Genomic DNA, 25,665 nt, shown 5'->3' on the forward strand with positions numbered 1-25,665 from the left:
GCCTCCCTAGTAGGGAGGCTTTTCTAATGGACGTTTTACATAAACATCCCGACAAATATAGCAGTAATAAAGGAGGCAAGAGTTCCGCCAATGATGGCTTTTAATCCAAGCTTGGATACTTGTGAGCGCTTTGAGGGTTCAAGAGAGCCAAGTCCGATGATCAATTGACCGATGGATGAAAAGTTAGCAAAGTTACATAACGCTACAGAAAGAATAGCAACTGTTTTATCAGAAAGTTGCTCTTGGATGGCTGTTAAATTTTGAAAGGCAACAAATTCATTAATCGACATTTTTGTGCCGATAATGGAGGCAGCGCGAAAAGCTTCATCAGCTGGGATACCAACAAGAAGTGAAAATGGATAAAAAATATAGCCTAATATGGTGCTAAGATCTGTTCCTACTACACCTAACATGCCGTTTACTACAGCCAGAATACTAATAAAAGCGATCAAAAGCCCACCGATGTTCAAGGCAAGCATAACGCCACTTACCGTACCTTCCGCAATCGCTTCAAAAACGTTTGCGTGTTCTGATCTTTTCATTTTTACTTGATCGTTTGTTTGGGATACTTCAGTCTCCGGTTCCATCACTTTAGAGATCACGAGCGAGACGAAAGGTACACTGAAGACGGAGATTAATAAATATTTTAGCTCAATTCCCATAAGCGAATAGCCGACCAGAATGGCTCCACTTGCAGAAGCTGTACCACCTACCATAATGGCGAAGATCTCTGATCTCGTAAGCATCTTTAAATATGGTTTTACAAGTAAAGGTGCTTCTGCTAAGCCTAGAAATGAATTTCCGACAGCATTAAATGTTTCAACTTTTGTCGTGCCCATTAACTTCCCGATTGTGACACCAATCACTTGAACGATTAAGGGAATGACGCGCAAATAATACAGTGCTGATACAAGAGCTGAAATGAAGATGATCACGGCGAGGACATTGATCGCAAAAACAAACGTTAAATCTGTTTGTTCATATAATCCTCCAAATACAAATTGGATCCCTTCGTTACTATAATTGATAACGTTTTGTACACCCGCGGAAGCCTTTTCTAGCATAACCTTCCCGGCATTCACTTTTAATACGAATAGAACGAAAAGGCCTTCAATGAGAACACCGACCCCGATCGTTCTCCATTTTACTGCTTTTTTCTTGTTGCTCATTAACCAGGCGATTGCAAGTACGCCAATAATAGAGAGTAGTCCTGTGAAAATGCTCATGATGTCTGTTTCCCCCTGAAAATGAATTGTTGCTTCACAAATAAAAATGGGTAAATAAAAAACCCGTCCTTTATAGAAAAGTCCGAGTTTACAGGAAGAAGTCCGGCACGAAAAAAAACAGAACATACTTGTCTGATCGACGATGCCATACTTTCCCTATAGTCCAGCAATTCTCGGTTGCCGGGTAGAAACTCTTTGGACCCTATTTCCAAAATTATATAGAGATAAATGTGAAGTTGTATTCATCAATCTATCAGAAGAATTAATGGGTAGCAAGACCTATTAATAAAGTAACAATCTTGCGAATATTCCCATCCTAAGTGTAAGCGTTCGACAAAATATTACATGTTGCTTCCTTATTCACGGTCTGCTAGAGTACAAAGTGATTAAATAATGAAAACTCATATATGTCGGGAATTGGCCTGCACGTTTCTACCCTGTTACCTGAAATAACAGGACTATGAGTATAACGATTTTCATTTAAAGGGCGTTTGGTAGAGACGGTAGTAGAGGACATGAGAGTGTACACAGGGGGATATAAATGGAAAAAACGAAGGTATACTTTAATCATGACGGCGGTGTGGATGACTTAGCATCTCTGTTTCTTTTATTAAACATGGAAGAAATTGAACTTGCCGGGGTTTCAGTTATTCCAGCAGATTGCTATTTAGAACCAGCTGTTTCAGCAAGCAGAAAAATCATTGATCGCTTTGGAAAAGGGATTGATTTAAATGTAGCAGCTTCAAATTCAAGAGGGATTAATCCGTTTCCGAAAGATTGGCGCATGCATGCATTTTTCGTCGATGCTTTACCACTTTTAAATGAAGCGAACAAGGTGAATACGCCTCTATCAGACATGCCGGCTCACCTACATTTGATCGATGTTCTGGAGAGCAGCTCAGAACCGATAACGCTTCTCTTTACGGGTCCTTTAACTGACCTTGCTAGAGCGATTGAAACGGTACCAGCAATTGAACAAAAAATTGAAAAGTTAGTTTGGATGGGCGGCACCTTTTTAGAAGTAGGGAATGTAGAAGAACCTGAACATGATGGGACGGCAGAGTGGAATGCATTTTGGGACCCAGAAGCGGTCGCGACAGTTTTTGATACGTCCATTACGATCGAAATGGTGGCTCTTGAAAGCACTAATCAGGTGCCTTTAACAAATGATATCAGAAACATGTGGGCAGCACAGCGAAAGGAAATCGGGGTCGATTTTATCGGGCAATGTTATGCGATGTGTCCGCCCCTTGTTCATGTTGAAACCAACTCGACTTACTACTTATGGGATGTCCTTACGACCGTTTCTGTCATACCTCACTCTTTTATTCATTCAAGAAAAGTAACATGTCGTGTAGAAAAAAACGGGGTAAGCCAGGGGAGAACTATACTAGATGAAACTGGTCGGGAAGTCACGGTTGTCGATGATGTAGACCGCGATCTGTTCTTTAACTATTTTACTTCTATTATGCTTTTGGCAGAAGACGGGTTAGAAGCACCGCAACTTTATTTATAAGATCAAAAAGCTGGCTCATAGTGAGCCAGCTTTTGGTTTATAGAATTTCTTTAGCGACGGGCTTGATCCGCGATTTTCTTCGCTTTCAAACTGTTCGCAAAATGCATTTTAGCTATTTTTTCGAGAACGTGATCGCCATGTTTCTGAATCAATTTAGCTGCTGCCACATCTACTGCGGGTCCAGCTCCTTTAGGAAGCTTTACATTGTTTTCTTTTCCAAGCCGATCGATTTCCATCACAAAAGAGTACCTGGCAATAATGGAAGCTGCGGCAACTGCTAAATGAATCTCTTCTGCTTTTGTGGCGAAGTAGACGTTTTCTTTAATAATGGTGGATTGACCTTTTAAGTAATTAAAATAAATTTCTGGTTTTGCAAACTGATCGATTAAGATCGCATCGTAGTTGTCTACTTTTCGAGTCACATTTTGAATGGCCTGATTATGTAGAAGAGCCTTCATCTTCCCCTGATTCATTCCTTTTCTTTGCATGCTGTTGTACTTTTCGTTTGGAAGAATAAGAAGACTATATGGAATTGTTTTGATGAGGTTTCTGGCGATCTCGATGATCTCGGGATCTTTCATCCCTTTAGAATCTCTTACACCGAGTTCTTTTAAAAGTGGAATTTGCTTCTGATCAACGTAAGCAGCAACCACAGTCATTGGACCAAAAAAATCCCCGGTACCAACTTCATCACTTCCGATGGCTGATAACGTTGAGATCGTTGGTGGGGGTGCATATTGGTGATCTCCAACTGTTTTCTTTTTTGTTCCTGCGGGCTTTTTTGGACTCAGAGTTCCACTCGATTGCCATGGTTTTGCTTCTTGCTCTGCGGCTGCTCCTTGAAACATAACTTTACCAGATTTATATCCTGTAATAGTACAGTTGGGAGTTTTCGCTACAAAAACGCTCCCTGGCGGTTGTTTATCCTTTAAGTGGCTGTTGTATTTCTTTTTCATTTCATTCATAATGGAAGGTGATACAGTTAACACAACCTGTGACATAACAAAACTCCTTTTTGAACTATGCTTGCATCCTATTATATCAGAATCTGTTAACGAAGAAGAATGGTTCAGGAGCGCTGTATTTCAAAAACACTTATTTTCGTGCTATGATACAAGTTAGGATTCTTTCTCGTGATAGGAGGCTTATGGGGTGACAGACAGTCATGGAAAAGTTCGTACAACTGTAGAAATCTATGGGGAAAAATATACAATTGTCGGTGATAAAAGTCATCAACATATTCTTGAAGTCTCGAAATTGGTCGATGAGAAGATGAATGAGATTAAAGGAATGAATACTTATTTAGATACAAAGCGACTCGCTGTACTAACAGCGGTAAATATTGTGAATGATTATGTCATGATTAAGAAAGAACTTGAAGATTTAAAGAAAAAACGGAGAGAAGAGGAATAACGATAGATGGTTGATCTCATTCTTTTTATAGTACTGGTAGGGGGATTTCTTATTGGTCTTCGTAGAGGCCTAATCCTACAGGTTGTTCATTTAGCTGGATTTATCGTTTCATTTATTGTAGCTTATCTGTATTTTAAAGATCTTGCTCCACATTTGAAATTATGGATTCCATATCCATCCTTTGGTAACGAAGCTTCTTCAACTGCAATGGTCTTTGAAGCGATTAATTTAGAAGCGACTTATTATAGTGGGATTGCATTCGCGCTTCTGTTTTTTGGTACCAAGATTATTATGCAAATTATCGGATCGATGCTTGATTTTCTTGCGGATCTGCCTATTCTAAGAACTGTGAATGGCTGGCTCGGTGGGGTGTTAGGATTTGTAGAAGTATACATTGTTGTATTCTTGTTTTTATTTATCGCAGCACTTGTGCCGAATGAATCGGTCCAAACGGCCATTTCAAACTCGTTCCTGGCGGAAAGTATCGTAAAGCATACCCCGGTGTTAACAGAACAAATTAAAGATCTATGGAGTACTCATGTCGTATAACCCTTCAACTAGAAGGGTTATTTATTTGTGGCAACATATTTAAAGGTTCCATCGCTTGTCGGACCTAACCAGGCGCTTCCGCTTTTCAGTGTCCAGCTGCAGTGCCTTCCCCCTCGAGGTCATAAGCCAATCCTAATTGTGGCAAAAAGCGCCACATTTAGGCTCGTCTTATGCTTTTCGGGGGAAACCAGGCGCTTCCGCTTTTCAGTATAAAATAATTGGATTTGTTTGTAATAATGGATACGATAGTAGTAATGATCATTTAATGAAGGGTGAGGACTGGATGAATAAGAAAAATGTAATTCATTACCTTGAAGATATAGCTGTCTATATGGAGCTGAAAGGGGAAAATCCTTTTAAAATATCCGCTTTTCGCAAAGCGGCACGTGCGCTAGAAACGGATGACCGGAGCATGGAGCAGATTGACGATCCTGCTGAGCTTAATGGGATAGGAAAAGGAACAGCAGCGGTAATCAATGAGATACTTGAAAATGGTGAATCAGAAACGCTTGAGACGTTAAAAAAGGAAGTGCCGTCTGGTCTTGTGCCTCTCTTGAAATTACCAGGTCTTGGTGGGAAGAAACTTGCGAAGCTATATAAAGAGCTTAGCGTCATTGATATGGCGACATTAAAAAAGGCGTGTGAAGCGCAAAAAATTCAGGAGCTTCCTGGGTTTGGTAAAAAGAGTGAAGAGAAAATTTTAGCGGCAATTGAAGAAGCAGGCAAAAGACCTGAGCGACTATCTATTGCTTACATGATTCCACTTGCAGAAAAGATTGAAAAGCAATTAAGTGAATTTGATGAAATTGAAAAATTTGCGAGGGCAGGTAGTTTGCGAAGGGTGAGAGAGACGGTCAAAGATCTTGATTTTATTATAGCTACCACTTCTGCACCAAACGTATCTGAGAAACTTTTAAATCTAGATGGGGTTTCAAAAGTAATTGTAAAAGGGGAGACGAAAATTACCCTTGAGCTAGATGATGAGTATGGCGTTTCAGTAGACTTTAGGCTCGTGAAGCCAGAAGAATTTGCCTCAACGCTTCATCATTTTACTGGTTCACAGGCTCATAATGTAAAAATGAGACAAATCGCTAAAAAGAAAGGCGAAAAAATTAGCGAGTATGGCGTTGAGTCGATTGAAACAGGCGAAGTTTTAACATTTGAAAATGAAAAAGAATTTTATAGGCATTTTGGACTCGCGTATATCGCACCAGAAATTCGTGAAGATCGTGGCGAAATTGAAGAAGCAGCGGAAAAAGAGATTAATCTAGTGCAATTAGAGGATATTAAGGGCGATCTTCATATGCACTCTACATGGAGCGATGGCGCATATACAATCGAGCAAATGGCCGATCGAGCACGGGAGAAAGGCTATTCATACATAGCCATTACGGATCACTCACAGTATCTGAAGGTGGCAAATGGTCTTACGCCGGAGAGATTGCGTGAGCAAAGAGAAGAAATCGACAGACTGAACAAAAAGTGGACGGACTTTCAAATTTTTGCAGGTGTTGAGATGGATATTTTGCCAGATGGTACACTTGATTATGACGATGAGATGCTTTCAGAAATGGATTTTGTTATCGCTTCAATCCATTCATCCTTTTCACAAGATGAAGATACGATTATGAAGAGACTTGAGACTGCCCTTCGAAGTCACCACGTCGATCTAATCGCACATCCATCAGGCAGGCTGCTTGGAAGAAGAAACGGCTATGCTTTAAATCATGATAAACTTATTAAGCTTGCTAAAGAAACGGGTACTGCTCTAGAGTTAAATGCAAACCCAAACCGTTTAGATCTTGCAGCTGAATGGCTTCAAAAAGCACAGGAGAATCATGTTAAAATAATGATAAATACAGATGCTCACCACATGGACATGCTTGAACATATGGAAATTGGTGTAGCAGCTGGGCGAAGAGGATGGCTACGTAAAGAAAGCGTCTTAAATACGTATACGGCGAAAGAGCTGAAAGCTTTCTTTAAGCGGCATCACTAACTATATTCCGTTTTTTAGGAGGAACGACCATTGCAGAAAAGAGTGCTACGGCTACTTGAATACGATAAAGTAAAAGAACGATTAGGGAAACACGTTTCATCTTCGCTAGGAAAACAGAAAGTTGAGGAATTGACGCCTTTGTTTTCACTCGAAGACGTAAACCATCAGTTAGAAGGAACAGAAGAAGGCAGGAAAGTAATTCGCCTTCGTGGACAGGCTCCGCTTGGCGGAATACGTGACATTCGACAAAGCGTAAAACGCGCTGAAATTGGTGGCATGTTAAACCCTTCTGAGCTACTGGATATTTCAAGTACGATCTATGGGGGACGTCGCTTCAAGACGTTCCTTGAAAATATGGTAGAAGATGGGGTAGAGCTCCCTCTTCTTGGAAATTTAGTTCAGCAAATCATGCCAGAAACCGAGCTTGAAAAGGAAATAAACGCATGTATTGATCAAGATGGAGAAGTGCTGGATTCAGCAAGTGACGCATTGCGTCGACTAAGAACACAGCTTCGGAGCTTTGAATCGCGTGTGCGGGAAAAGTTAGAAAGCCTGATTCGATCATCAAGCACGAGAAAAATGCTTTCTGACGCGCTTGTTACCATTCGAAATGAACGCTATGTGATTCCAGTTAAGCAAGAGTATAGAGGTTCATTTGGTGGCATGGTTCACGATCAATCATCTTCTGGTGCGACATTGTTTATTGAACCGCAATCGGTTGTTTCAATTAATAATCAGTTAAAAGAAGTGAAAGTAAAAGAGAAACTTGAAATTGAGCGGATCTTAACCGAGTTAACAGGGCGTGTTGCGGAATCATCTGAAACGCTTCGACATAATGTTGAGGTGCTCGCTGATATTGATTTTATTTTCGCACGTGCACTTTATGCGAATGAACTAAAGGCAACAAACCCTTCAATGAATGATGAAGGAGAACTTGAAATCAAGCAGGGACGTCATCCTCTTCTACCACAAGATGAAGTTGTTCCTTCTTCTCTTTACCTTGGGAAAGACTATTCTTCACTTGTCATTACTGGCCCAAACACGGGAGGTAAGACGGTTACACTTAAGACGGCCGGCCTTCTAACGCTCATGGCTCAATCCGGCTTACACATTCCAGCTGATGAAGGATCGACGATGGCTGTGTTTCAGGATATTTTTGCAGATATAGGTGATGAACAGTCTATTGAACAAAGTTTAAGTACCTTTTCTTCTCATATGACCAATATTGTTCAGATTCTAAAAAATATTGATCATAATAGTCTTGTTCTTTTTGATGAGCTTGGAGCCGGAACAGATCCACAGGAAGGTGCTGCACTAGCGATCTCTATTCTTGACTACGTTTATAACCGAGGATCGAGAGTAATTGCAACGACTCACTATAGCGAATTAAAAGCTTATGCTTATAATCGTGAAGGTGTTATGAATGCGAGTGTAGAATTTGATGTAGAAACCTTGCGTCCCACCTATCGCCTATTAATTGGCGTACCGGGACGAAGCAATGCGTTTGAAATTTCAAGACGTCTTGGATTAATGGATGACATTATTGACGATGCAAGGTCGCAAATTTCAAGTGAAAGCAATAAGGTAGATCGTATGATTTCCTCACTTGAAGATAGTCAGAAGCAGGCAGAATTGGATCGACAGGGAGCATCTGATCTTAGAAAAGAAGCAGAGTCACTAAAGAAAGACCTTGAGACACAACTCGAGAAATTTGAAAAACAGCGTGAGCGATTATTTGAAGAGGCGGAACAAAAAGCTGCCGAAGAGGTAGAAAAGGCGCAGGAACAGGCGAAAAAGATTATACAAGATCTTCGTACTTTCCAAAAGGGATCGGTAAAAGAACATCAGTTAATTGATGCTCAGAAGCAACTTGAGGATGCAAAGCCTGAATTAAAGACGAAAAAGCCCAAATCTAAAAAAGCACAGGAGAAGAAAGCCTACGAACCTGGCGATGAAGTAAGAGTGATTAGTTTTAATCAGAAAGGACATATCGTTGAAAAAGTAGGAAAGAACGAATATCAAGTTCAACTAGGAATTATGAAAATGACAGTAAAAGCAAATGATCTTGAATCGATTAAATCTAAGCCCGCAGTAGAACGCAAACCGTTCGTTACGGTACGAGGGAATAATAGTCAAGTCAAAACGGAGCTCGATTTAAGAGGGAAAAGATACGAAGATGCACAAATGGAAGTAGAGCGTTATATTGACGACGCCTTACTTGCAGGTTATCATCAGGTTTCAATTATTCACGGAAAAGGCACTGGAGCGCTAAGAAAAGGTGTTCATGAGTGGTTGAAACGTCATTCTAGAGTGAAAAACCTTCGCATGGGTGGTATGAATGAAGGTGGCGGTGGTGTGACCGTCGTTGAACTGAAGTAGAGAAAGGATTTTACACGATGGAACAACTTTGGGATAGTGTAGCATTTCAAACCGCAGCCAATTATAGCGTTGTGATTGTTTGCATGATCGTGTTTTTATCAGTCTTTGAATTTGTGACATCTTATCGGAACTGGGAAGAAATACAAAGAGGAAATCTCGCTGTAGCTATGGCTACAGGCGGAAAGATCTTTGGAATTGCCAATATTTTTCGCTTTTCAATTGAACATAATGATTCTCTCGTCACAATGATGGGCTGGGGCGTTTTTGGATTTGTTCTATTGTTAATAGGGTATTTTACTTTTGAATTCTTGACACCTAAGTTTCGAATTGATAAAGAAATTACAGCCGATAATCGTGCCGTAGGATTTATTTCCATGGTTATTTCGATCGGACTGTCTTTTGTGATTGGGGCAGGAATTTCGTAAGAGGAGCACTTTATGGAGACATTATGGAAAGTACTAATGGTCGTATCAGGGATCTTTTTTATAGCAGGAATTGTATACTTGATTTATTTTGTATAACTTTAAAGAAGAACAGGCATCTGTGCCTGTTCTTCTTTTTTTTGGTAGTTAAACCTGACTATCGTACTAAGCTCGTCTCCCTTTTACGACGAGAAACGCCAATGTATTCAAAAAAATCAAAAAAAGATAGGATAATTGAAGCGGTTTCATTATAATTATCTTATAGAGAGATTTTTGGTTTGGAAGGAGACGTGAAAGGGAGGTTGATGAAACATGACACAAAAACCCGAAAAAGAATGGTTTCATTATTATCAAACAGGAGTACCGACTTCAATTGATTATGAGGAAAAGCCTCTCCATGCTTATCTTGTTGATGCAGCGACAAAGCATCCTAACAAAAAAGCCGTTCACTTCCTTGGGAAAGAACTAACGTTTCAAGAAGTTTATACGCGCTCAAGGCGCCTGGCAAATTCATTGCGTGAAAATGGTCTTAAAAAGGGTGGAAGAGTTTCCATTATGCTACCCAACTGTCCGCAGGCAGTCATTAGCTACTACGCTGTTCTAATGGCTGGAGGGGTCGTCGTTCAAACGAATCCCCTATATATGGAAAGAGAACTGGAGCATCAGTTAAAAGATTCGCAGGCAGATATGATGATTTGCCTTGATCTGGTATTGCCTAAAGTTTTAAAAGTAAAAGATAAAACGGTGTTGAACCATGTTATTGTAACAAAGATTCAAGATTACTTACCATTTCCTAAAAATATGCTTTTTCCCCTATTACAAAAACAGAAAAAGCAAGGTTTACTTGTAGAGATGCCTTCCACGAACCAAATTCATACTTTCCAAGAATGGGTAGCCTCAGGTAAGGACGAAGAAATAAACATAGAAGTTAACGTGAGAGAAGATCTCGCTCTCCTCCAATACACGGGAGGGACGACAGGTCTTGCAAAAGGTGTGATGCTGACTCATTACAATCTTGTTGTCAATACAATGCAATGTAAGAACTGGATTCATGATGCCAAGTATGGGGAAGAACGCGTGTTAGGAATTCTCCCTTTTTTCCATGTTTATGGGATGACATGTGTTATGAATTTATCCATTATGTATGCCGCCAAAATGATCATACTTCCTAAATTTGAACCAAAGGATACGTTGAAAACAATCCAAAAACAAAAACCGACTCTTTTCCCTGGTGCACCTACAATTTATATTTCATTATTGAATGATCCGGATATTGAGCGCTATGATTTATCTTCCGTCAAGGCTTGTATAAGCGGATCAGCTCCGCTTCCTATTGAAGTTCAACAAAAGTTTCAGGAAAAGATAAGCGGTCGCCTCGTGGAGGGCTATGGGCTAACAGAGTCCTCGCCAGTTACTCATTCCAATCCATTGGATGGCACGGTTGTCGGTAGCATTGGGCTTCCGTGGCCAGATACAGATGCGAAAATTGTCAATGCAGCAGATGAAGAGGCAGAGATTAAGGAAATAGGAGAACTTATTGTAAAAGGTCCTCAGGTGATGAAGGGCTATTGGAATCGACCAGATGAAACAGCTGCTGTGTTGAAGAATGGGTGGCTTTATACAGGAGATATGGCCTACCGTGATGAAAAAGGTTACTTCTATATTGTGGATCGTAAAAAGGACATGATTATCGCTGGTGGTTATAACATTTATCCTAGAGAAGTAGAAGAAATTTTATATGAGCATCCCGCTGTTCAGGAAGCTGTGATCATCGGTGTACCAGATGCTTATCGTGGTGAAACTGTAAAAGCATTTGTCGTATTAAAAAATACGGCCAATGTAACTGAGGATGAGTTAAATCAGCACTGCCGTCGCTATTTAGCCGCGTATAAGGTACCGAAGTTGTATGAATTTAGGGAGGAGCTTCCCAAAACAACAGTTGGAAAGATTTTGCGACGTGTGCTCGTCGATGAAGAGAGAGCAAAGGAAAACCAATCGCTTTAGCGATTGGTTCTTTGTTGTAACCGAACAAAGAGAAAATTCGTGATTATTCTGGAAAAATTCACACATTTCTGCTTTTTTGTGGTATGATTAATTTGCGAAAAAGCTCTTTATTCCAACCGAGCGCTCGTTCAGAAATCTAATGTTGACAATGTTGTGGTTATATCGCTACAATAAGATTATGAATGAATGCTCATTCATTTTGAGTGAGTGCCGGATAAAGAATAAAGGAGAACTTCATATGGTAGAAAAGGGGAAAAAGAGGGGTCCGAAATACGATAAGATCATTGATGCAGCCGTTGTCGTGATTGCACAGAATGGTTATCATCAGGCGCAGGTATCTAAAATTGCGCGTGAAGCTGGAGTGGCAGACGGTACTATCTATCTTTATTTTAAAAATAAAGAAGATCTGTTAATCTCGTTATTTCAGAAAAAAATGGGAAGCTTTATCGACAAAACGGAAGAACAAATTGCAAAGAAAGAGAATGCAATGGATAAATTGTTTACGCTGATCGATATGCATTTCAAGCACCTAGGTTCTGACTACGAACTTGCCATTGTAACTCAACTAGAGTTAAGACAGACAAACAAAGCACTTCGCGCACAAATTGGCGAAGTATTAAAAAAATACTTAACGCTTGTGGACCACATCTTGCATGAGGGAATTAAGTCAGGATTATTTATAGAGGAATTAGATATTCGCCTCGCAAGACAAATGATATTTGGAACGCTTGATGAAACTGTTACAAACTGGGTCATGAAAGATCATAAGTTCGAACTGGAACCACTTGCTAAGCCGCTTCATCATCTTTTGATTAATGGCTTAAGCAAATAAATAGATATCCCGGCTTAGACCGGGATTCCAAAGTTCTGAGAGGAGTGGAGAAGTGGAGTTCATTAACATTTCGAATGAAAACAAAGTAGCGCATGTTACGTTGAATCGTCCTCCAGCTAACGCTGTGGCTTCGGACGTTTTACGGGAATTGTCAGAGGCATTCACTCAATTTGAAGACGATCCTAATACAAAGGTCATCTTGATCTCTGGTGAAGGAAGATTCTTCTCAGCAGGTGCCGATATTAAGGAATTTACAACGGTTAGCACTGAAGAAGGTTTTGCGGATCTGGGTAGCTATGGGCAACAATTATTCGACAAAATGGAAGCGTTCTCAAAACCGATCATTGCCGCTATCCATGGTGCTGCACTTGGCGGAGGGTTAGAGCTTGCGATGGCTTGTCACATTCGCTTCGTAACAGAAGGTGCTAAGCTAGGTCTGCCTGAGCTGCAGCTAGGTTTAGTTCCTGGATTTGCTGGTACACAACGATTGCCAGCGTTGGTTGGAAAAGCAAAAGCAGCTGAAATGCTACTAACGAGCGAACCAATCTCAGGACGCGAAGCTGTGGAACTAGGGTTAGCAAATCAAGTGGTTAGCGAGGAAGAGCTTTTACCAAAAGCGAAAGAACTTGCAGAAAAAATTGCTAAGAAAAGCGCTGTAGCTGTCAGCTATGCGATGAAACTACTTACTTATTCAAAAACAGAAAAATTTGATGAAGGCGTTCAAAAAGAAAGAGAGTATTTTGGAAAGGCATTCGCTTCAGAAGATGGACAAGAAGGAATTCAAGCGTTCATTGAGAAGCGTCAGCCAAACTTTCAAGATAAATAAGGTAAATTATTTCAGGGAGGGATAAAGATATGAACATTTATGTCATTATGAAAAGAACATTCGATACAGAGGAAAAAATCGTGATTGAAAATGGAAAAATTAGCGAAGAAGGCGTTGAGTTTATCATCAATCCATATGATGAGTATGCGATTGAAGAAGCCATTCAGCTACGCGACGATCATGGTGGAGAAGTAACTGTGGTTAGCATTGGTGATGAAGAAGTTGAAAAAGAACTACGTACAGCTCTAGCAATGGGAGCAGATAAAGCCGTTCTCATTAACAACGAAGATCTTGATGACAGTGATCAGTATACGACGACTGCCCTTCTTGCAGCTTATTTTGAAGACAAAGAATATGATATTATTCTTGGCGGAAATGTATCAAACGACAACAGCACGGGTCAAATTGGTCCGCGTCTTGCTGAGAAACTTGGAATCGCTTACGTAACAACAATTACGAAGCTTGATATCGATGGAACAACAGCAACAATGGAACGTGATGTGGAAGGTGATATGGAAGTTGTTGAAGCGCAATTACCGCTACTTGTTACGGCTCAGCAGGGGCTTAATGAACCACGTTATCCATCACTTCCGGGTATTATGAAAGCAAAGAAAAAGCCTCTAGAAGAAATTGATTATGACGATCTTGATGTCGATGAAGATGAAATTGAAGCTAAAACAGAAACAGTTGAAGTTTATTTGCCGCCAAAGAAAGAAGCTGGCAAAGTACTTGAAGGTGAAATTGGAGATCAAGTGGAAGAATTAGTGAAATTACTTCGCCAGGAAGCGAAAGTTATATAGGAGGGGATCAACCATGGCCAAAAAAGTACTCGTATTTGCAGAAGCGCGTGACAATGAATTACGAAATGTTTCATTTGAAGCAATTGGTGCTGGGAAAGAAATCGCAGCTGGTGGCGAAGTCATTGCAGCAATCGCTGGGGAAAATGTGAGCTCTTTAACAGATCAACTCTTTCACTATGGTGCAGATCGTGTCATTAAAGTAGAAGATGAAAAACTTAAAAATTATACAAGTGATGGGTATGGTCAAGCATTTTTGCAAATTGTCGAGAGCATCGACCCGGATGCAATTTTATTGCCACATACATCAATGGGAAAAGACTTAGCGCCACGTCTTGCCAGCAAGCTTGATGCTGGTCTTATCTCCGATGCTACTGGTATTGAACTTGATGGAGAAACTGTCGTTTTTACACGACCAATCTATTCCGGTAAAGCATTTGAGAAGAAAAAAGTAAAAGAAGGAATTGTTATTGCTACAATTCGTCCGAATAATATTGCTGCTCTTGAGATCGATGAATCACGCTCTGGAGAAGTATTTGAAGAAAGTGTAGAAATAAAAGACCTTCGTACAATTGTTAAGGAAGTCGTTCGTAAGTCGACTTCTGGTGTTGATCTCTCTGAGGCGAAAGTGATCGTCGCTGGGGGGCGCGGCGTTAAAAGTGAAGAAGGATTTGAACCGCTACAAGAACTTGCTGATCTTCTCGGAGCTGCTGTAGGGGCTTCTCGAGGAGCTTGTGATGCCGACTATTGTGATTATTCCCTTCAAATTGGGCAAACAGGCAAGGTGGTAACGCCAGACCTTTATATTGCTTGTGGAATTTCTGGTGCGATCCAACACTTAGCAGGTATGTCTAACTCAAAAGTAATTGTTGCTATTAATAAAGATCCTGAAGCAAGTATTTTCAATGTAGCAGATTATGGAATTGTTGGCGATCTGTTCGAAGTCGTTCCACTGCTTACACAGGAATTTAAGAAAGTGTTACAAACAAGCTAAGAGAAAAGCGAGCTGTCGTAGCTCGCTTTTTTAGTGGCGTTTAATAAAGTTCTTGTTTTTCGAGTGATCGTTTTATTATGTAAAAGATAGGGAAGAATGAATGTAAGTCAAAAGAATGGAATCAGAAAGAGGATTAATGATATACTCATTCTGTGCCAGTTGATAAATATCAAGATGGCAGAGCACACTGAGGCAACCGGCCTTAACCTGGTATTCTCAAGTGATAAATGTTTAAGGAGGAAGATACAGTATGGCTATTGTACACGCAACAGATCAAAGTTTCGCACAAGAAACAAGTGAAGGTCTCGTTCTTGCAGACTTCTGGGCACCATGGTGTGGCCCTTGTAAAATGATTGCTCCAGTACTAGAAGAGCTTGATGCTGAAATGAGCGATGTGAAAGTTGTAAAACTTGACGTTGATGAAAATCAGGAAACAGCAAGCAAATTTGGTGTAATGAGCATTCCGACACTACTCGTTTTCAAAAATGGTGAGGTTGTTGACCAGGTTGTCGGCTTCCAACCTAAAGAAGCACTAGCACAAACGCTTTCTAAGCACCAATAAGGACGTGTGCTCAAAGCACCCGGATCTGATTTCTAGATCCGGGTGCTTTTTTGGTATCTTCGTTGAGAAGATATGCTATTGACACTGATAATCGTTCTCGATATAATCAGCTTGGACAATCCGGCATTTTGAAAATAGTTTGAAATTCCTTTAATGGAAACACTAGCTGCAGAACAAAGAAATACAGAATAAGAAGAGCTGAAATATTGAGATGTTTTTTTCAATAACAATGCTGAAGGATCAAAGATAGCGAACAAATTTTGAGCGCATGTAAAAGTGTAGTAGAATAGCTTTAGATTGAAATGGCCGCTAACTGCGGCCATTTCGCTTGTGATAGCGGTTCATAGATTTGAATTTAGCGGGAGTGCATAAAAATGAAAGTAGTAATTACTGGAGGAGCAGGATTTATAGGGAGTAGCCTGGCAAAGAAGCTATTAAAGGCTGGTCATCATGTTTCGATTATTGATCATTTTTCATCTTATTATCATAGTGAACGAAAGGTCGAGCATCTCAAAGAAATTAATAAAATTGGTCCTATAAGCTTACATAGATTTGATTTATTAGATGCTGAAGAGACAATGAATCATTTTAAAGTCCACAGTTATGATAAAGTCATTCATCTTGCTGCTCTTCCTGGTGTTCAGTACTCACTGAAACACCCACATGACTATATTGATCAGGATATTAAAGTAGTAGTTAATGTGTTAAGCGCAGCAGGAGAAACAGGCGTTCCTCATATTTTATTTGGTTCATCTTCTTCTGTATATGGAAATCAAGAAGAAGGACCTGTGGGAGAAGAACAAGCAAATGGACAGGTGAAATCACCCTATGCCGCAGCGAAAGCTGGAGCGGAATCTTTTTGCCACGCCTATCAATCACTTTATGGTTTCAAATTAACAATACTGAGATTTTTCACAGTATATGGACCGTGGGGACGCCCGGATATGGCGATCCCACTATTTACTGAAAAAATCTTAAAGGGCGAGGAAATTACTGTATATGATCGTAATCAGTCAAGAGATTTTACATACATTGATGATATTACAAATGGGATAATGTTAGCTCTTAAGCAGAAGGGTATATCTGAGACTTATAACTTGGCTTCAGGAGAACCTGTTTCTCTTACTGAGCTAATTGATCTACTTACTAAATATTTTCCACAAGCAAAGGTAAGGGAAGGCACGTTTCGACGAGGAGATGTTCGACATACGTGGGGAGATATTAGTAAGGCACGAAAAGACCTGGGGTATTCTCCTGAAGTTACCTTTGAAGAGGGGATAAGAAGGACAATTGAATGGGCAAAAAGCTATCACGAATAATAAAATGGCTATTTGGCTTGTTCCTAATCTCTCTCTTTGGTTTTCTACTTTTAAATAAATTTAACCTATCTACCCTAACGTCGCTTACTAACGAGTTGACTAGTCACCCAGGCTTGGTATTTGCAATGGTTATCGGATATACGTGCTCTTTTTTAATGCGGAGTTGGTGTTGGAGGTTACTTGTTGACCGGCGCATTCCCTTGAAAGTTTATTTGGCAGGAATCTTTTATAGCTTGTTCTTTAACCACCTTTTACCGTTTAAGGGAGGGGAAGCTGTACGAATGGGGGTTCTTGCACATAAACAAAAAGGACAATGGACAACTTCTGTTCAATCTGTCGTTATTCTACGAGCAATCGATCTTTTCTGGCTGGGTGTTTTTGCAATGATTGGAGCAGAAATCTTTGGAATATCAGTAAGCAAAACGTTTTTACTAGGAATGCTGGTCTTCTTTTTAGCGAGCGCTTTCGTTATTTTTTTGTATGTTAGAAAGAAATCAGATGCAGGATTTCTGTACAAACAATTCACTATGATGAAGAAACTATTAAAATCACCATACATGGTTCTTATTTTCGTCCTGTCATGTTTTACTTGGATAGCTGAAGGAATCGTGGTTTATGCTGTCGCAGGGTTCGCCCATCATTTCACCTATTCAAACGCTATGTGGGTGACGGCCTTGTCAGTAGGATCGGGCATTTTTCAGCTTGCTCCGGGTGGCTTAGCCACTTATGAAAGTGTGATGAGTTTCTCGCTTCATCAAGTTGGTTTTGGTTTAGAGGAAGCTTTTTCAATTGCGCTTGTCACCCATGCTTTTAAATATGCTTATTCTATTATCGCCGGATTAGTGGCTTTCTATCTTTACCCTCTTCGATTTCAGGAGTTGAAATCGTTTATGAAAAAGAAAGGGGAAACATCATGAAACAAGCTTCGAAATTTGAAAAAATAGCAGCAAGATGCTGGAATCTTCTGAATGAAGGTAAGCCGTTTACGCCCATTTTTGTGACGGGTACGATGGTGTTATTATCAATTACTCATTGGACTTCCATCACGTTCTGGGGAGCCTTTTTACTAGGATTTTTGGCTGTATTGCCACTTCTCGTACTTTATTATGTTTATGATTATCCGTTATTCTTACGAAATTATTTGTGGATACCTCTCGTAGGCTATTTATTGATTTTTGATCAGTTCTCATTCACAGCAGCTATGCTGGGAATCGGTCTTTATTTTTTCTTTACAATCTTTTTTTGGGGCACGTTCTATTATCATCTTCGTATTGGAACAAGCTGGCTTAATTATACTCGCTTCTGGAAGCTGGTCCTTAAGAATAGTGATTCTACGAGCGGTAACGCACAGGAACAGCTACCCAAATTCCTGTTGATTTTATCGATCTGGACAGCAGTTATTGACACATCTCTAACGAGTGGGGGTTCATTTGATTGGAGGACACTTGCGTTCTTTTATGCAGGAATCTGGTTGTTTAGCTTTATCCTTCACCGATACCTGTTTGATTGGAAGCCTTCAGTGAAGCAAGATTATACAAAACCAGTTGAAGCTACGGCGACAAATGATCGCGTTATTATGATTGTCATTGATGGAATGCGAAAAGAACGATTTCAGGAAGCGAACACTCCATTCCTTGATTCTTTAAAGAAGAATGGGACAGAATACAGTCAAATGGAAACGGTCTATCCAGCCCGTACTGTTGTATGTTTTTCTTCCATGATGACAGGTACATATCCACTTGAACACGGGATTAAGTCCAATATGGTTTGGAATCTTGGGGTGAAAGTAGAAACGATATTTGATTCGCTTCGGAAGGTAGGTAAGACAGGCAGGCTTCTCGGTATTGCCCATCTTGTTGATGCAATGGGCGATGATGTTGATACTGTAACAGCTGTCATGAACAATGAGGTAGCGGATACGAAAATTATGGAAGGTGCTCGGCAGATCATGCTTGATAAAAACCCTGACTTCTTTACGGTTCAGCTTATTGGGACAGATCAAACAGGACATGCAAGAGGTGTACTGTATGATGATTATATTCAAAAAATTGAAGAAGCGGATAAATTAGTAGAAGAGTATGTTCACTTCCTACATGAAAATGGATTTATGGAAAACACAACGTTGATTGTGTGCGCGGATCATGGACAGGCAGATGGAATCGGGGGACACGGCCATCTTGATGAAGGGGAACGTTTCGTGCCATTTTTCTTAAATGGGCCAACTATTTCCAAAGGGAAAATCGTTGAAGAAAAACATAGCCTTACGTCCGTGGCACCGACTGTAGCGCACTTACTTGGAGCTCCAATTCCATCGCATAGTAGAGGAGCCATTTTAGAAGAAGCTTTTCAAGATAGAAAGGAAGAAGTTAAGAAATGAAGCAACACGTTATTGTTTTTTTACCTGCACACAACGAAGAAGACTCTATTGGAGAAGTCATTAAACAGATCCCAAGAGATATTCATCCTACCGTTCGCGTAAGTGTACTAGTGATAGACGATGGGTCTTCTGACCAAACGGTAGAAGTTTCAAAATCAGCTGGTGCAGACTACATCTATTCTTTTGATACGAACCAGGGGCTTGGTGCGGCTGTTCGAAAAGGTATTTCTTACTCAGTTGAACTTGGTGCAGATATCGGCGTTATGCTTGATGCTGATAATGAATATCCAGCATGGCAATTACCTGAGCTTCTCGAACCTATATTTAATGGAGATGCAGACTATGTCATGGGATCACGGTTCAAAGGAACGATTGATGGCATGCGGATTCATCGCCGATTGGGCAATTATTGTTTTACTTTTTTACAATCACTTCTTTTACAGCAGTGGATCTATGATGGTCAATCAGGTATGAGAGTTTTTTCAAGGCAGGCAATGGAACATAGTGAGATTATTCATGATTATAACTATGCTCAGGTGCTTACATTAAATCTTGTTCGAAAAGGATTTAGGGTAAAGGAAGTACCTATTACGTATCAAGTTCGTTCGACAGGCGAATCCTATATTAAATTTAAAGCCTATTTAACCTCGGTTCTACCAGCTATTTTCAAGGAAATGACTCGACCTGTACAGAAAGTAGCGATTGATTTTCATGCTCATGATCTCGACCTAAATGAGATGGAAGCCATCCTGGCAGAAAAGTCGCACTAATTGCCGATCAGTTATTGACTTCAGTGATGATAATCATTATCATTATCAATGAGGAGGATTTCAAATGAAAAAACGCATTTTATCATCAGTCTTTTTGTTAACGCTTATTTGTACACTTGCTGTACCAGATCTTGCTCAAGCTTATTCCTATGGAGATCCTACCGAAGAGAAAGTAGCTGAAGCATACAGCGAGATGTCTGCTAAATTAAATGAATCTCCTCCAAATTTCGAAGAAGCAAACAAAATATTCGCTTCTGTAAAAGACGAAATTCAATTACATATGGGTGATGATGCGGTTCAAGCTGTTCAAAGTGAATTAGATAATGAGGACAAAGAAGCTGTGATAACAAACATGCAGCAAGTTCTCGTGCTGAATATTTCTAGACGACTTGAAAACGCTGAAAGTGATTTCGAAGAATACGATACAACGAGAAAACTGGTTGGAAAAGCAGATGCTACATATAAAACGCTCTCTCCAGTAGTCAAAGAAACAAACCCGGAACTTGATAAAACAATAAAAAATGAGTTTGAAGTTTTGCTTGATTCTCTCGGAAACCCAGGCCTATTTGGAGTTGGGGAGAAAGAATCAAATGAAGAACAGTTTGCTGAAAGTAAGAAAGTCATACTTGACGGACTTAAAGATCATTTTGATATGAAATCAGTAGAGAGTGGTCACTTCGGTGAAAGTGCGACAGAAGAGGAAAGTACGAGTGAAAAAACAGATTGGACTGACTTAAGTCAGCTATCAAATTGGCTTCCTCTCATTATTCTTGTCGTCGTTATCGTAGGAGTGGTGGTTTACACAAAAAGAAACCGTCGTCGCTAAGCATTTGTTTGTAGAAAGGGGAAAGTTTAATGGAAATTCAGGCATTACTGATCATGTTCAGAGAAGTACTTGAAGCACTTCTCATTATTGGAATCATAACAACCTATATGAAACGAATGGGACAGTGCCAGTATAACAAGTTTGTCTGGTTAGGGGCTGGTCTTGCAGTTGTAGCAAGCGTCGGCGTTGCCATGCTGTTTCAGGTTGTTTTCACAGGATTCGCTGCAATGGGAAGCGAGATCTATCTGAAAATTTCCATTATGCTTATCTCAGCTGTTCTATTAACGCAAATGGTATTTTGGATGGCTTCACATAGTCGAAACCTTAAAGGCAAAACCGAGGGGAAGATGACGGAATATATTACGACAGGTAATGTTATTGGTATGGTGATTCATTCTTTCTTAGTTGTTCTTCGAGAAGGTGTGGAAACAGTTTTCTTCTTTGCGGCTATTACAGGTGGCGATATTGGGAAAGGCTTTCAAGGATGGGGCGCAATTACCGGGATTTTAATTGCTTCCGCTGTTTCGTACTTCTTCTTTAAAGGTACGATGCGTATTCCACTTAAATCCTTCTTTAAAATTACTGGCATTTTCATTGTTCTTATTGCCGGTGGGTTATTTGTACAGGGAATCTCCATGATGCAAGATATTAAATTAATCGGCAGCGTCATGCCTCACGTGTACGATTTAACGTGGTTTTTACCAGAGCATCCGATCGACTATGCCCATTATGTTCGAGATCATGGGGTAGCCCCATTGCTCTCAGGTGATATCGGTATTTTCTTTAAAGCATTGTTTGGGTATTCATCTATGCCTTCAATCGAAGAAATTATCGCATACGTCGGTTATTTCGCTGTGATCTACTTGCTCGTGAATCATCAGAAAGAGCCTGTAAAAGCAGAAGTAAAAGAACCTAATAATAAAGGCGTCTTTAAAGCAACGAACGAGATGAAAGAAACTGCAGTAAAATAAGCTCATTAAGTACAAGGCGGATTGAATCGTCTTGTGCTTTTTTTCTTCATTAGTAAGCAAATAGTACGTGTGCAATTTCGGCCCCTCTTTTGAAAATGAAAAGGATGATACAAAATGAATCGATCTTCTAATAATCCTCAGGAACGTAATGGTTTGTCTATTTTGGCATGGATTGTGTCGCTCATTAGCTTAATTTTGATAGTTTGGTGTAGATTCATCTATGCAATCGAGTACCCGCGTTCCTGGGATCAGGTTGATTTTACTCTAGCCCTAAATCGTTTTGATTTATTTGCAATGCAACCGCATTTTCCTGGATATCCTTATTTCATTCTTGGAGGTATTTGGCTAAATGAGTGGATTTCAAACCCGGCTCAGGCTCTTGCAACATGGAATTCGCTTCTAATGTTACTTGCCATATACCCAATGTTTAAAATAAGTCGATCGTTTCTATCAAAGACATTCAGCATTGTAGCAGTTGCTCTTATGCAATCTATGGTGTTTATAAATGTGCTAACCGTTCAACCGATGAGTGAAGCTTCAGCGGTTGGTATACTCTGGTGGTATTTGTGGAGTTTACAAAAAGCTTTTACGAAACATTCAGCTGTTTGGGTCGTCATTTCTTCGTTTTTCTTTAGTTTATTACTGGGGATACGATTATCGTATTTGCCGTTTGGGATTGGTCTCGTGTTGCTCTTGATTCACCGAAAAAAGAATTACACAGCAAAAGAGTATCTCTCTTTTCTGATCCAGCAAGTGCTACTGGCTGCAGCTTTTCAGTTAATATGGGTCGGGGGTCTTGCTGCTTCGGAAGGAGGGGTCGCTGCTTTTCTTCAGCTCGCTTTTGGCTTCTCTGAAGGTCACTTTGAAGAATGGGGAGGAACTGCTGTTTCCGCATCGACTTCCTTTTTAGACCGTCTATCTCATTTTTTTCTAAATAATATTGTGTGGACAGGGCTTGGGGGCCAACACCTCTTCGTATTGCTATCGCTTTTGATGCTCGCTGTCTACCTCATAACAAAACGAATGAAAAGACGAATGTGGAGTAAAGAGGTTTCATGGTTTGGATGGGCATTTGCTAGCATGGTTTTTAGTTATTTTCTATGGGCTTTATTTGCACAGAATATCGATAAGCCCCGCCACATTCTTCCGCTTCCAGGAATGTTTTTGCTTGGGTTTCTATGGTTTGGATTAAATAAACAAAGGGATGTGTCGAACAGAATAGTTTGGTTGTTAATTGTCGTAATCAGTGTGCAATCAACGTATTCTTATACAACGATCAGTAAAGCGAACAATCCAGCAGCTGTTTATCAGTTAATCGACTACCTTGAAGAAAAGAATGAACCGCTTATTGTGTATACTTGGGAAGAAACAAGGGTAATGTCTTATAACCGCGTACCGTTTGAACATGAACAAGTCTTCACTTACTCAACATTTCTCGCAGATATTAACTATTATGATGATCATCGCGTGTTTTTAACCGAGCAAGTAGTTGAAGGGTTTGAAAGTCAGGGAGTAGCCATTCGAGATCAAATACAACAAATCCAAACCTTTCACTCCTCTCCACTATTTGATCCTGTTTATCATGATATTGTGCTATACGAGTTTCTAAAGTAATCAGAAAAGAGTGGTTGTGTTACAATAAAAGGGGAACATAGATACGCCTTGAAAGGGAGTAAAGAGGTGAGTCAACATGGAACAACATCTAAAAAATAAGCTAGCGATCCTTCCTGATCAACCTGGTTGTTACTTAATGAAAGATCGCCAGGGAACAATTATATATGTCGGGAAAGCGAAAGTGTTAAAAAATAGAGTGCGTTCGTATTTTAGTGGATCGCATGATGGAAAAACCCAGCGCCTAGTAAGCGAGATTCGGGATTTTGAATATATTGTCACATCAACAGACCTTGAAGCACTTATTCTAGAGCTAAACTTAATAAAAAAGCATGACCCGAAATATAATGTCATGCTTAAAGATGACAAAAGCTATCCTTATATTAAAATAACCGCTGAAGAACAACCCCGATTAATCACGACACGCAAAATTAAAAAAGACAAAGGAAAGTATTTTGGTCCATATCCTAACGCTTATGCGGCTAGTGCTACGAAGAAATTATTAGACCGCCTCTATCCGTTACGAAAATGTCGAAAGATGCCTGATCGAGTTTGTCTTTACTATCATATTGGACAATGTCTTGCCCCTTGCGTAAATGACATAACGAAGGAACAAAATAAAGAGATGATTGATGGAATAACCCGATTTTTAAATGGTGGCCATCAAGAAGTAAAAGAAGACATCGAACGAAAAATGATGCTAGCATCTGAAAATATGGATTTTGAGCGAGCAAAAGAATTCCGGGATTTGATGTTTCATATCGATAAAGTAATGGAAGTTCAGAAAATCCAATCCAATGATGGCATTGATCGAGATATATTCGGCTACAGTTTTGATAAAGGCTGGATGTGTGTTCAGGTTTTCTTCGTAAGACAGGGGAAGTTAATCGAAAGAGATGTTTCACTATTTCCTTTCTATAACGATGCTGAAGAAGATTTCTTAACCTATATTGGTCAATTTTACCTTCAGCAAAATCACCCTAAACCGAAAGAGGTTTTGCTTCCTCAACAGGTGAATGCGCAAATGGTAGAAGAACTTCTTCAAATCCCTGTGCTTCAGCCGAAGCGTGGTAAGAAGAAAGAACTCGTTGAGTTGACGATGAAAAATGCGAGCATCGCCCTTAATGAAAAATTCTCATTAATTGAACGTGACGAGAAAAGAACCATTGATGCCGTAGAAAACTTAGGTGATCAGCTAGGCATTGACGCACCACTTCGAATTGAAGCTTTCGATAACTCGAATATTCAGGGAACAAATCCTGTCTCGGCAATGGTTGTTTTTCTTGACGGTAAACCAAAGAAAAATGAATATCGAAAATATAAAATAAAAACGGTCGATGGGCCAAATGATGTTGGCTCAATGAAAGAAGTGGTTAGGAGAAGATATTCGAGAATGTTAAAGGAAAGCGGTCCACTTCCCGACTTAATTATTATTGATGGTGGAATTGCTCAAATTCAGGCAGCGAAGGACGTTCTTGAAAATGAACTTGGTCTCGATATCCCTGTTTGTTCTCTTACGAAAGATGAGAAACATAAAACGTCTCACCTTCTTATTGGTGATCCTCCACAAGGCGTATTCTTACCAAGAAATAGCCAGGAATTTTATCTTTTACAGCGGATTCAGGATGAAGTTCACCGATTCGCGATTACGTTTCATCGACAACTTAGGGGAAAATCAATGCTTAAATCTAGCCTAGACGATATCCCGGGAATCGGTGAGAAAAGAAAAAAGAAGCTACTAAATCATTTTGGATCCATTAAAAAGATGAAAGAAGCGAGTGCGGAGGACCTTTACAACGCGGGGTTACCAATGAATGTCGCGCAGGAAGTCGTAGCCCGATTTGAAAATCAATCAAATTAATTTGTAAGAACATCTTGCGGCATTTACTTAAGTTCGTTATAATGAGTGAAATTTAATAGTTCCACACTTCGAAAGTTGAAGTGATGGTAGAGGCGCAAAAACCATTAGTAAACTTGCGGGAGAGTGTTAAGACTCGTCGATCGTAGTTGAAAGGGGAATTTGCCGAAGTGGAAAGACGCTTATCCGTCTGAAACTGGATCTGTATTGAATAGGTGCAGAGCTGTCATCCAGTACCTCCCCGGGAATTGGATGGAGAACTATCTCACAAAGGGACGTTTTCTTGGATTTGTTATGAAAACAACAGTGAGGTCTTTCTCATTGTTGTTTTTTTATACTTTAATATTGGTATTACGTGATTAAAGTATAGGAAGCATCGCTTTATTGTTAACGTGCGATGTTTTATCCATTTCG

General features: G+C 40.0%; 22 protein-coding genes and 3 riboswitches. Of the genes, 20 read left to right on the forward strand and 2 right to left on the reverse strand.

Annotation, left to right across the window (positions count from 1 at the left end; genetic code table 11):
• Positions 1–35: 35 nt before the first annotated feature.
• Positions 36–1,226, reverse strand: a complete 1,191-nt coding sequence (locus LC090_RS06505; protein WP_226656417.1) for a NupC/NupG family nucleoside CNT transporter — start codon at positions 1,224–1,226, stop codon at positions 36–38.
• A gap of 139 nt (positions 1,227–1,365) precedes the next feature.
• A riboswitch (purine riboswitch) is annotated at positions 1,366–1,468 on the reverse strand.
• Between the two features lie 139 nt (positions 1,469–1,607).
• A riboswitch (purine riboswitch) is annotated at positions 1,608–1,707 on the forward strand.
• 60 nt (positions 1,708–1,767) lie between these two features.
• On the opposite strand from LC090_RS06505, the gene LC090_RS06510 reads away from it, so the two are divergent.
• Complete coding sequence (locus LC090_RS06510; RefSeq protein WP_226656418.1) at positions 1,768–2,742, forward strand: nucleoside hydrolase; 975 nt, start codon at positions 1,768–1,770, stop codon at positions 2,740–2,742.
• A 50-nt stretch (positions 2,743–2,792) separates the two neighbouring features.
• Here the strand turns inward: LC090_RS06510 and rnhC are convergent, their stop codons facing one another.
• Entirely contained in the window at positions 2,793–3,743 is a 951-nt protein-coding gene (gene rnhC, locus LC090_RS06515) for a ribonuclease HIII (protein ID WP_226656419.1), read from the reverse strand.
• A gap of 151 nt (positions 3,744–3,894) precedes the next feature.
• On the opposite strand from rnhC, the gene zapA reads away from it, so the two are divergent.
• The 19 genes from zapA to uvrC all read left to right on the forward strand — a co-directional run bounded on the left by zapA (position 3,895) and on the right by uvrC (position 25,254).
• Positions 3,895–4,155: a cell division protein ZapA gene (zapA, locus tag LC090_RS06520; protein WP_226656420.1), complete on the forward strand. Its 261-nt coding sequence runs from the start codon at positions 3,895–3,897 to the stop codon at positions 4,153–4,155.
• 6 nt (positions 4,156–4,161) lie between these two features.
• Positions 4,162–4,704: a CvpA family protein gene (locus tag LC090_RS06525; RefSeq protein WP_226656421.1), complete on the forward strand. Its 543-nt coding sequence runs from the start codon at positions 4,162–4,164 to the stop codon at positions 4,702–4,704.
• Between the two features lie 283 nt (positions 4,705–4,987).
• A complete protein-coding gene (gene polX / locus LC090_RS06530) occupies positions 4,988–6,703 on the forward strand; it encodes a DNA polymerase/3'-5' exonuclease PolX (RefSeq protein WP_425590629.1) in 1,716 nt (571 codons plus the stop codon).
• Positions 6,704–6,733: 30 nt separating this feature from the next.
• The gene (locus LC090_RS06535; RefSeq protein ID WP_226656423.1) at positions 6,734–9,082 is read left to right on the forward strand and encodes an endonuclease MutS2; all 2,349 of its coding nucleotides are present in this window, start codon (positions 6,734–6,736) and stop codon (positions 9,080–9,082) included.
• Positions 9,083–9,099: 17 nt separating this feature from the next.
• Complete coding sequence (locus LC090_RS06540) at positions 9,100–9,507, forward strand: DUF350 domain-containing protein (RefSeq protein ID WP_226656425.1); 408 nt, start codon at positions 9,100–9,102, stop codon at positions 9,505–9,507.
• 309 nt (positions 9,508–9,816) lie between these two features.
• Entirely contained in the window at positions 9,817–11,508 is a 1,692-nt protein-coding gene (locus LC090_RS06545) for a long-chain-fatty-acid--CoA ligase (protein ID WP_226656427.1), read from the forward strand.
• Between the two features lie 238 nt (positions 11,509–11,746).
• Positions 11,747–12,340 (forward strand): TetR/AcrR family transcriptional regulator, encoded by a 594-nt coding sequence (locus tag LC090_RS06550; RefSeq protein ID WP_098444467.1) that lies wholly within the window; start codon positions 11,747–11,749, stop codon positions 12,338–12,340.
• A 52-nt stretch (positions 12,341–12,392) separates the two neighbouring features.
• Positions 12,393–13,166 (forward strand): enoyl-CoA hydratase, encoded by a 774-nt coding sequence (locus LC090_RS06555; protein ID WP_226656429.1) that lies wholly within the window; start codon positions 12,393–12,395, stop codon positions 13,164–13,166.
• 29 nt (positions 13,167–13,195) lie between these two features.
• A complete protein-coding gene (locus LC090_RS06560) occupies positions 13,196–13,966 on the forward strand; it encodes an electron transfer flavoprotein subunit beta/FixA family protein (protein WP_226656431.1) in 771 nt (256 codons plus the stop codon).
• Positions 13,967–13,979: 13 nt separating this feature from the next.
• A complete protein-coding gene (locus LC090_RS06565) occupies positions 13,980–14,957 on the forward strand; it encodes an electron transfer flavoprotein subunit alpha/FixB family protein (RefSeq protein ID WP_226656433.1) in 978 nt (325 codons plus the stop codon).
• Positions 14,958–15,207: 250 nt separating this feature from the next.
• Positions 15,208–15,519: a thioredoxin gene (trxA, locus tag LC090_RS06570; protein WP_098444463.1), complete on the forward strand. Its 312-nt coding sequence runs from the start codon at positions 15,208–15,210 to the stop codon at positions 15,517–15,519.
• Positions 15,520–15,893: 374 nt separating this feature from the next.
• On the forward strand, positions 15,894–16,838 hold the full coding sequence (locus LC090_RS06575) for a GDP-mannose 4,6-dehydratase (RefSeq protein ID WP_226656435.1): 945 nt from the start codon (positions 15,894–15,896) through the stop codon (positions 16,836–16,838).
• Complete coding sequence (locus tag LC090_RS06580; protein ID WP_226656438.1) at positions 16,814–17,755, forward strand: lysylphosphatidylglycerol synthase transmembrane domain-containing protein; 942 nt, start codon at positions 16,814–16,816, stop codon at positions 17,753–17,755. The genes LC090_RS06575 and LC090_RS06580 overlap by 25 nt, the downstream gene beginning before the upstream one ends.
• Entirely contained in the window at positions 17,752–19,215 is a 1,464-nt protein-coding gene (locus tag LC090_RS06585) for an alkaline phosphatase family protein (protein ID WP_226656441.1), read from the forward strand. The genes LC090_RS06580 and LC090_RS06585 overlap by 4 nt, the downstream gene beginning before the upstream one ends.
• On the forward strand, positions 19,212–19,985 hold the full coding sequence (locus LC090_RS06590; RefSeq protein ID WP_226656443.1) for a glycosyltransferase family 2 protein: 774 nt from the start codon (positions 19,212–19,214) through the stop codon (positions 19,983–19,985). The genes LC090_RS06585 and LC090_RS06590 overlap by 4 nt, the downstream gene beginning before the upstream one ends.
• Before the next feature lie 64 nt (positions 19,986–20,049).
• Positions 20,050–20,811: a hypothetical protein gene (locus LC090_RS06595; protein WP_226656446.1), complete on the forward strand. Its 762-nt coding sequence runs from the start codon at positions 20,050–20,052 to the stop codon at positions 20,809–20,811.
• A gap of 29 nt (positions 20,812–20,840) precedes the next feature.
• Positions 20,841–21,782, forward strand: coding sequence for an FTR1 family iron permease (locus tag LC090_RS06600; RefSeq protein WP_226656447.1), 942 nt, complete (start codon positions 20,841–20,843; stop codon positions 21,780–21,782).
• A gap of 114 nt (positions 21,783–21,896) precedes the next feature.
• Positions 21,897–23,396 (forward strand): hypothetical protein, encoded by a 1,500-nt coding sequence (locus LC090_RS06605; protein ID WP_226656448.1) that lies wholly within the window; start codon positions 21,897–21,899, stop codon positions 23,394–23,396.
• A gap of 76 nt (positions 23,397–23,472) precedes the next feature.
• Positions 23,473–25,254, forward strand: a complete 1,782-nt coding sequence (gene uvrC, locus LC090_RS06610) for an excinuclease ABC subunit UvrC (protein WP_226656449.1) — start codon at positions 23,473–23,475, stop codon at positions 25,252–25,254.
• Between the two features lie 79 nt (positions 25,255–25,333).
• Positions 25,334–25,522, forward strand: a riboswitch (Lysine riboswitch).
• Positions 25,523–25,665: the final 143 nt, after the last annotated feature.

This window comes from Guptibacillus hwajinpoensis, assembly GCF_020524165.1.
Classification (GTDB): Bacteria; Bacillota; Bacilli; order Bacillales; family Guptibacillaceae; genus Guptibacillus; species Guptibacillus hwajinpoensis_D.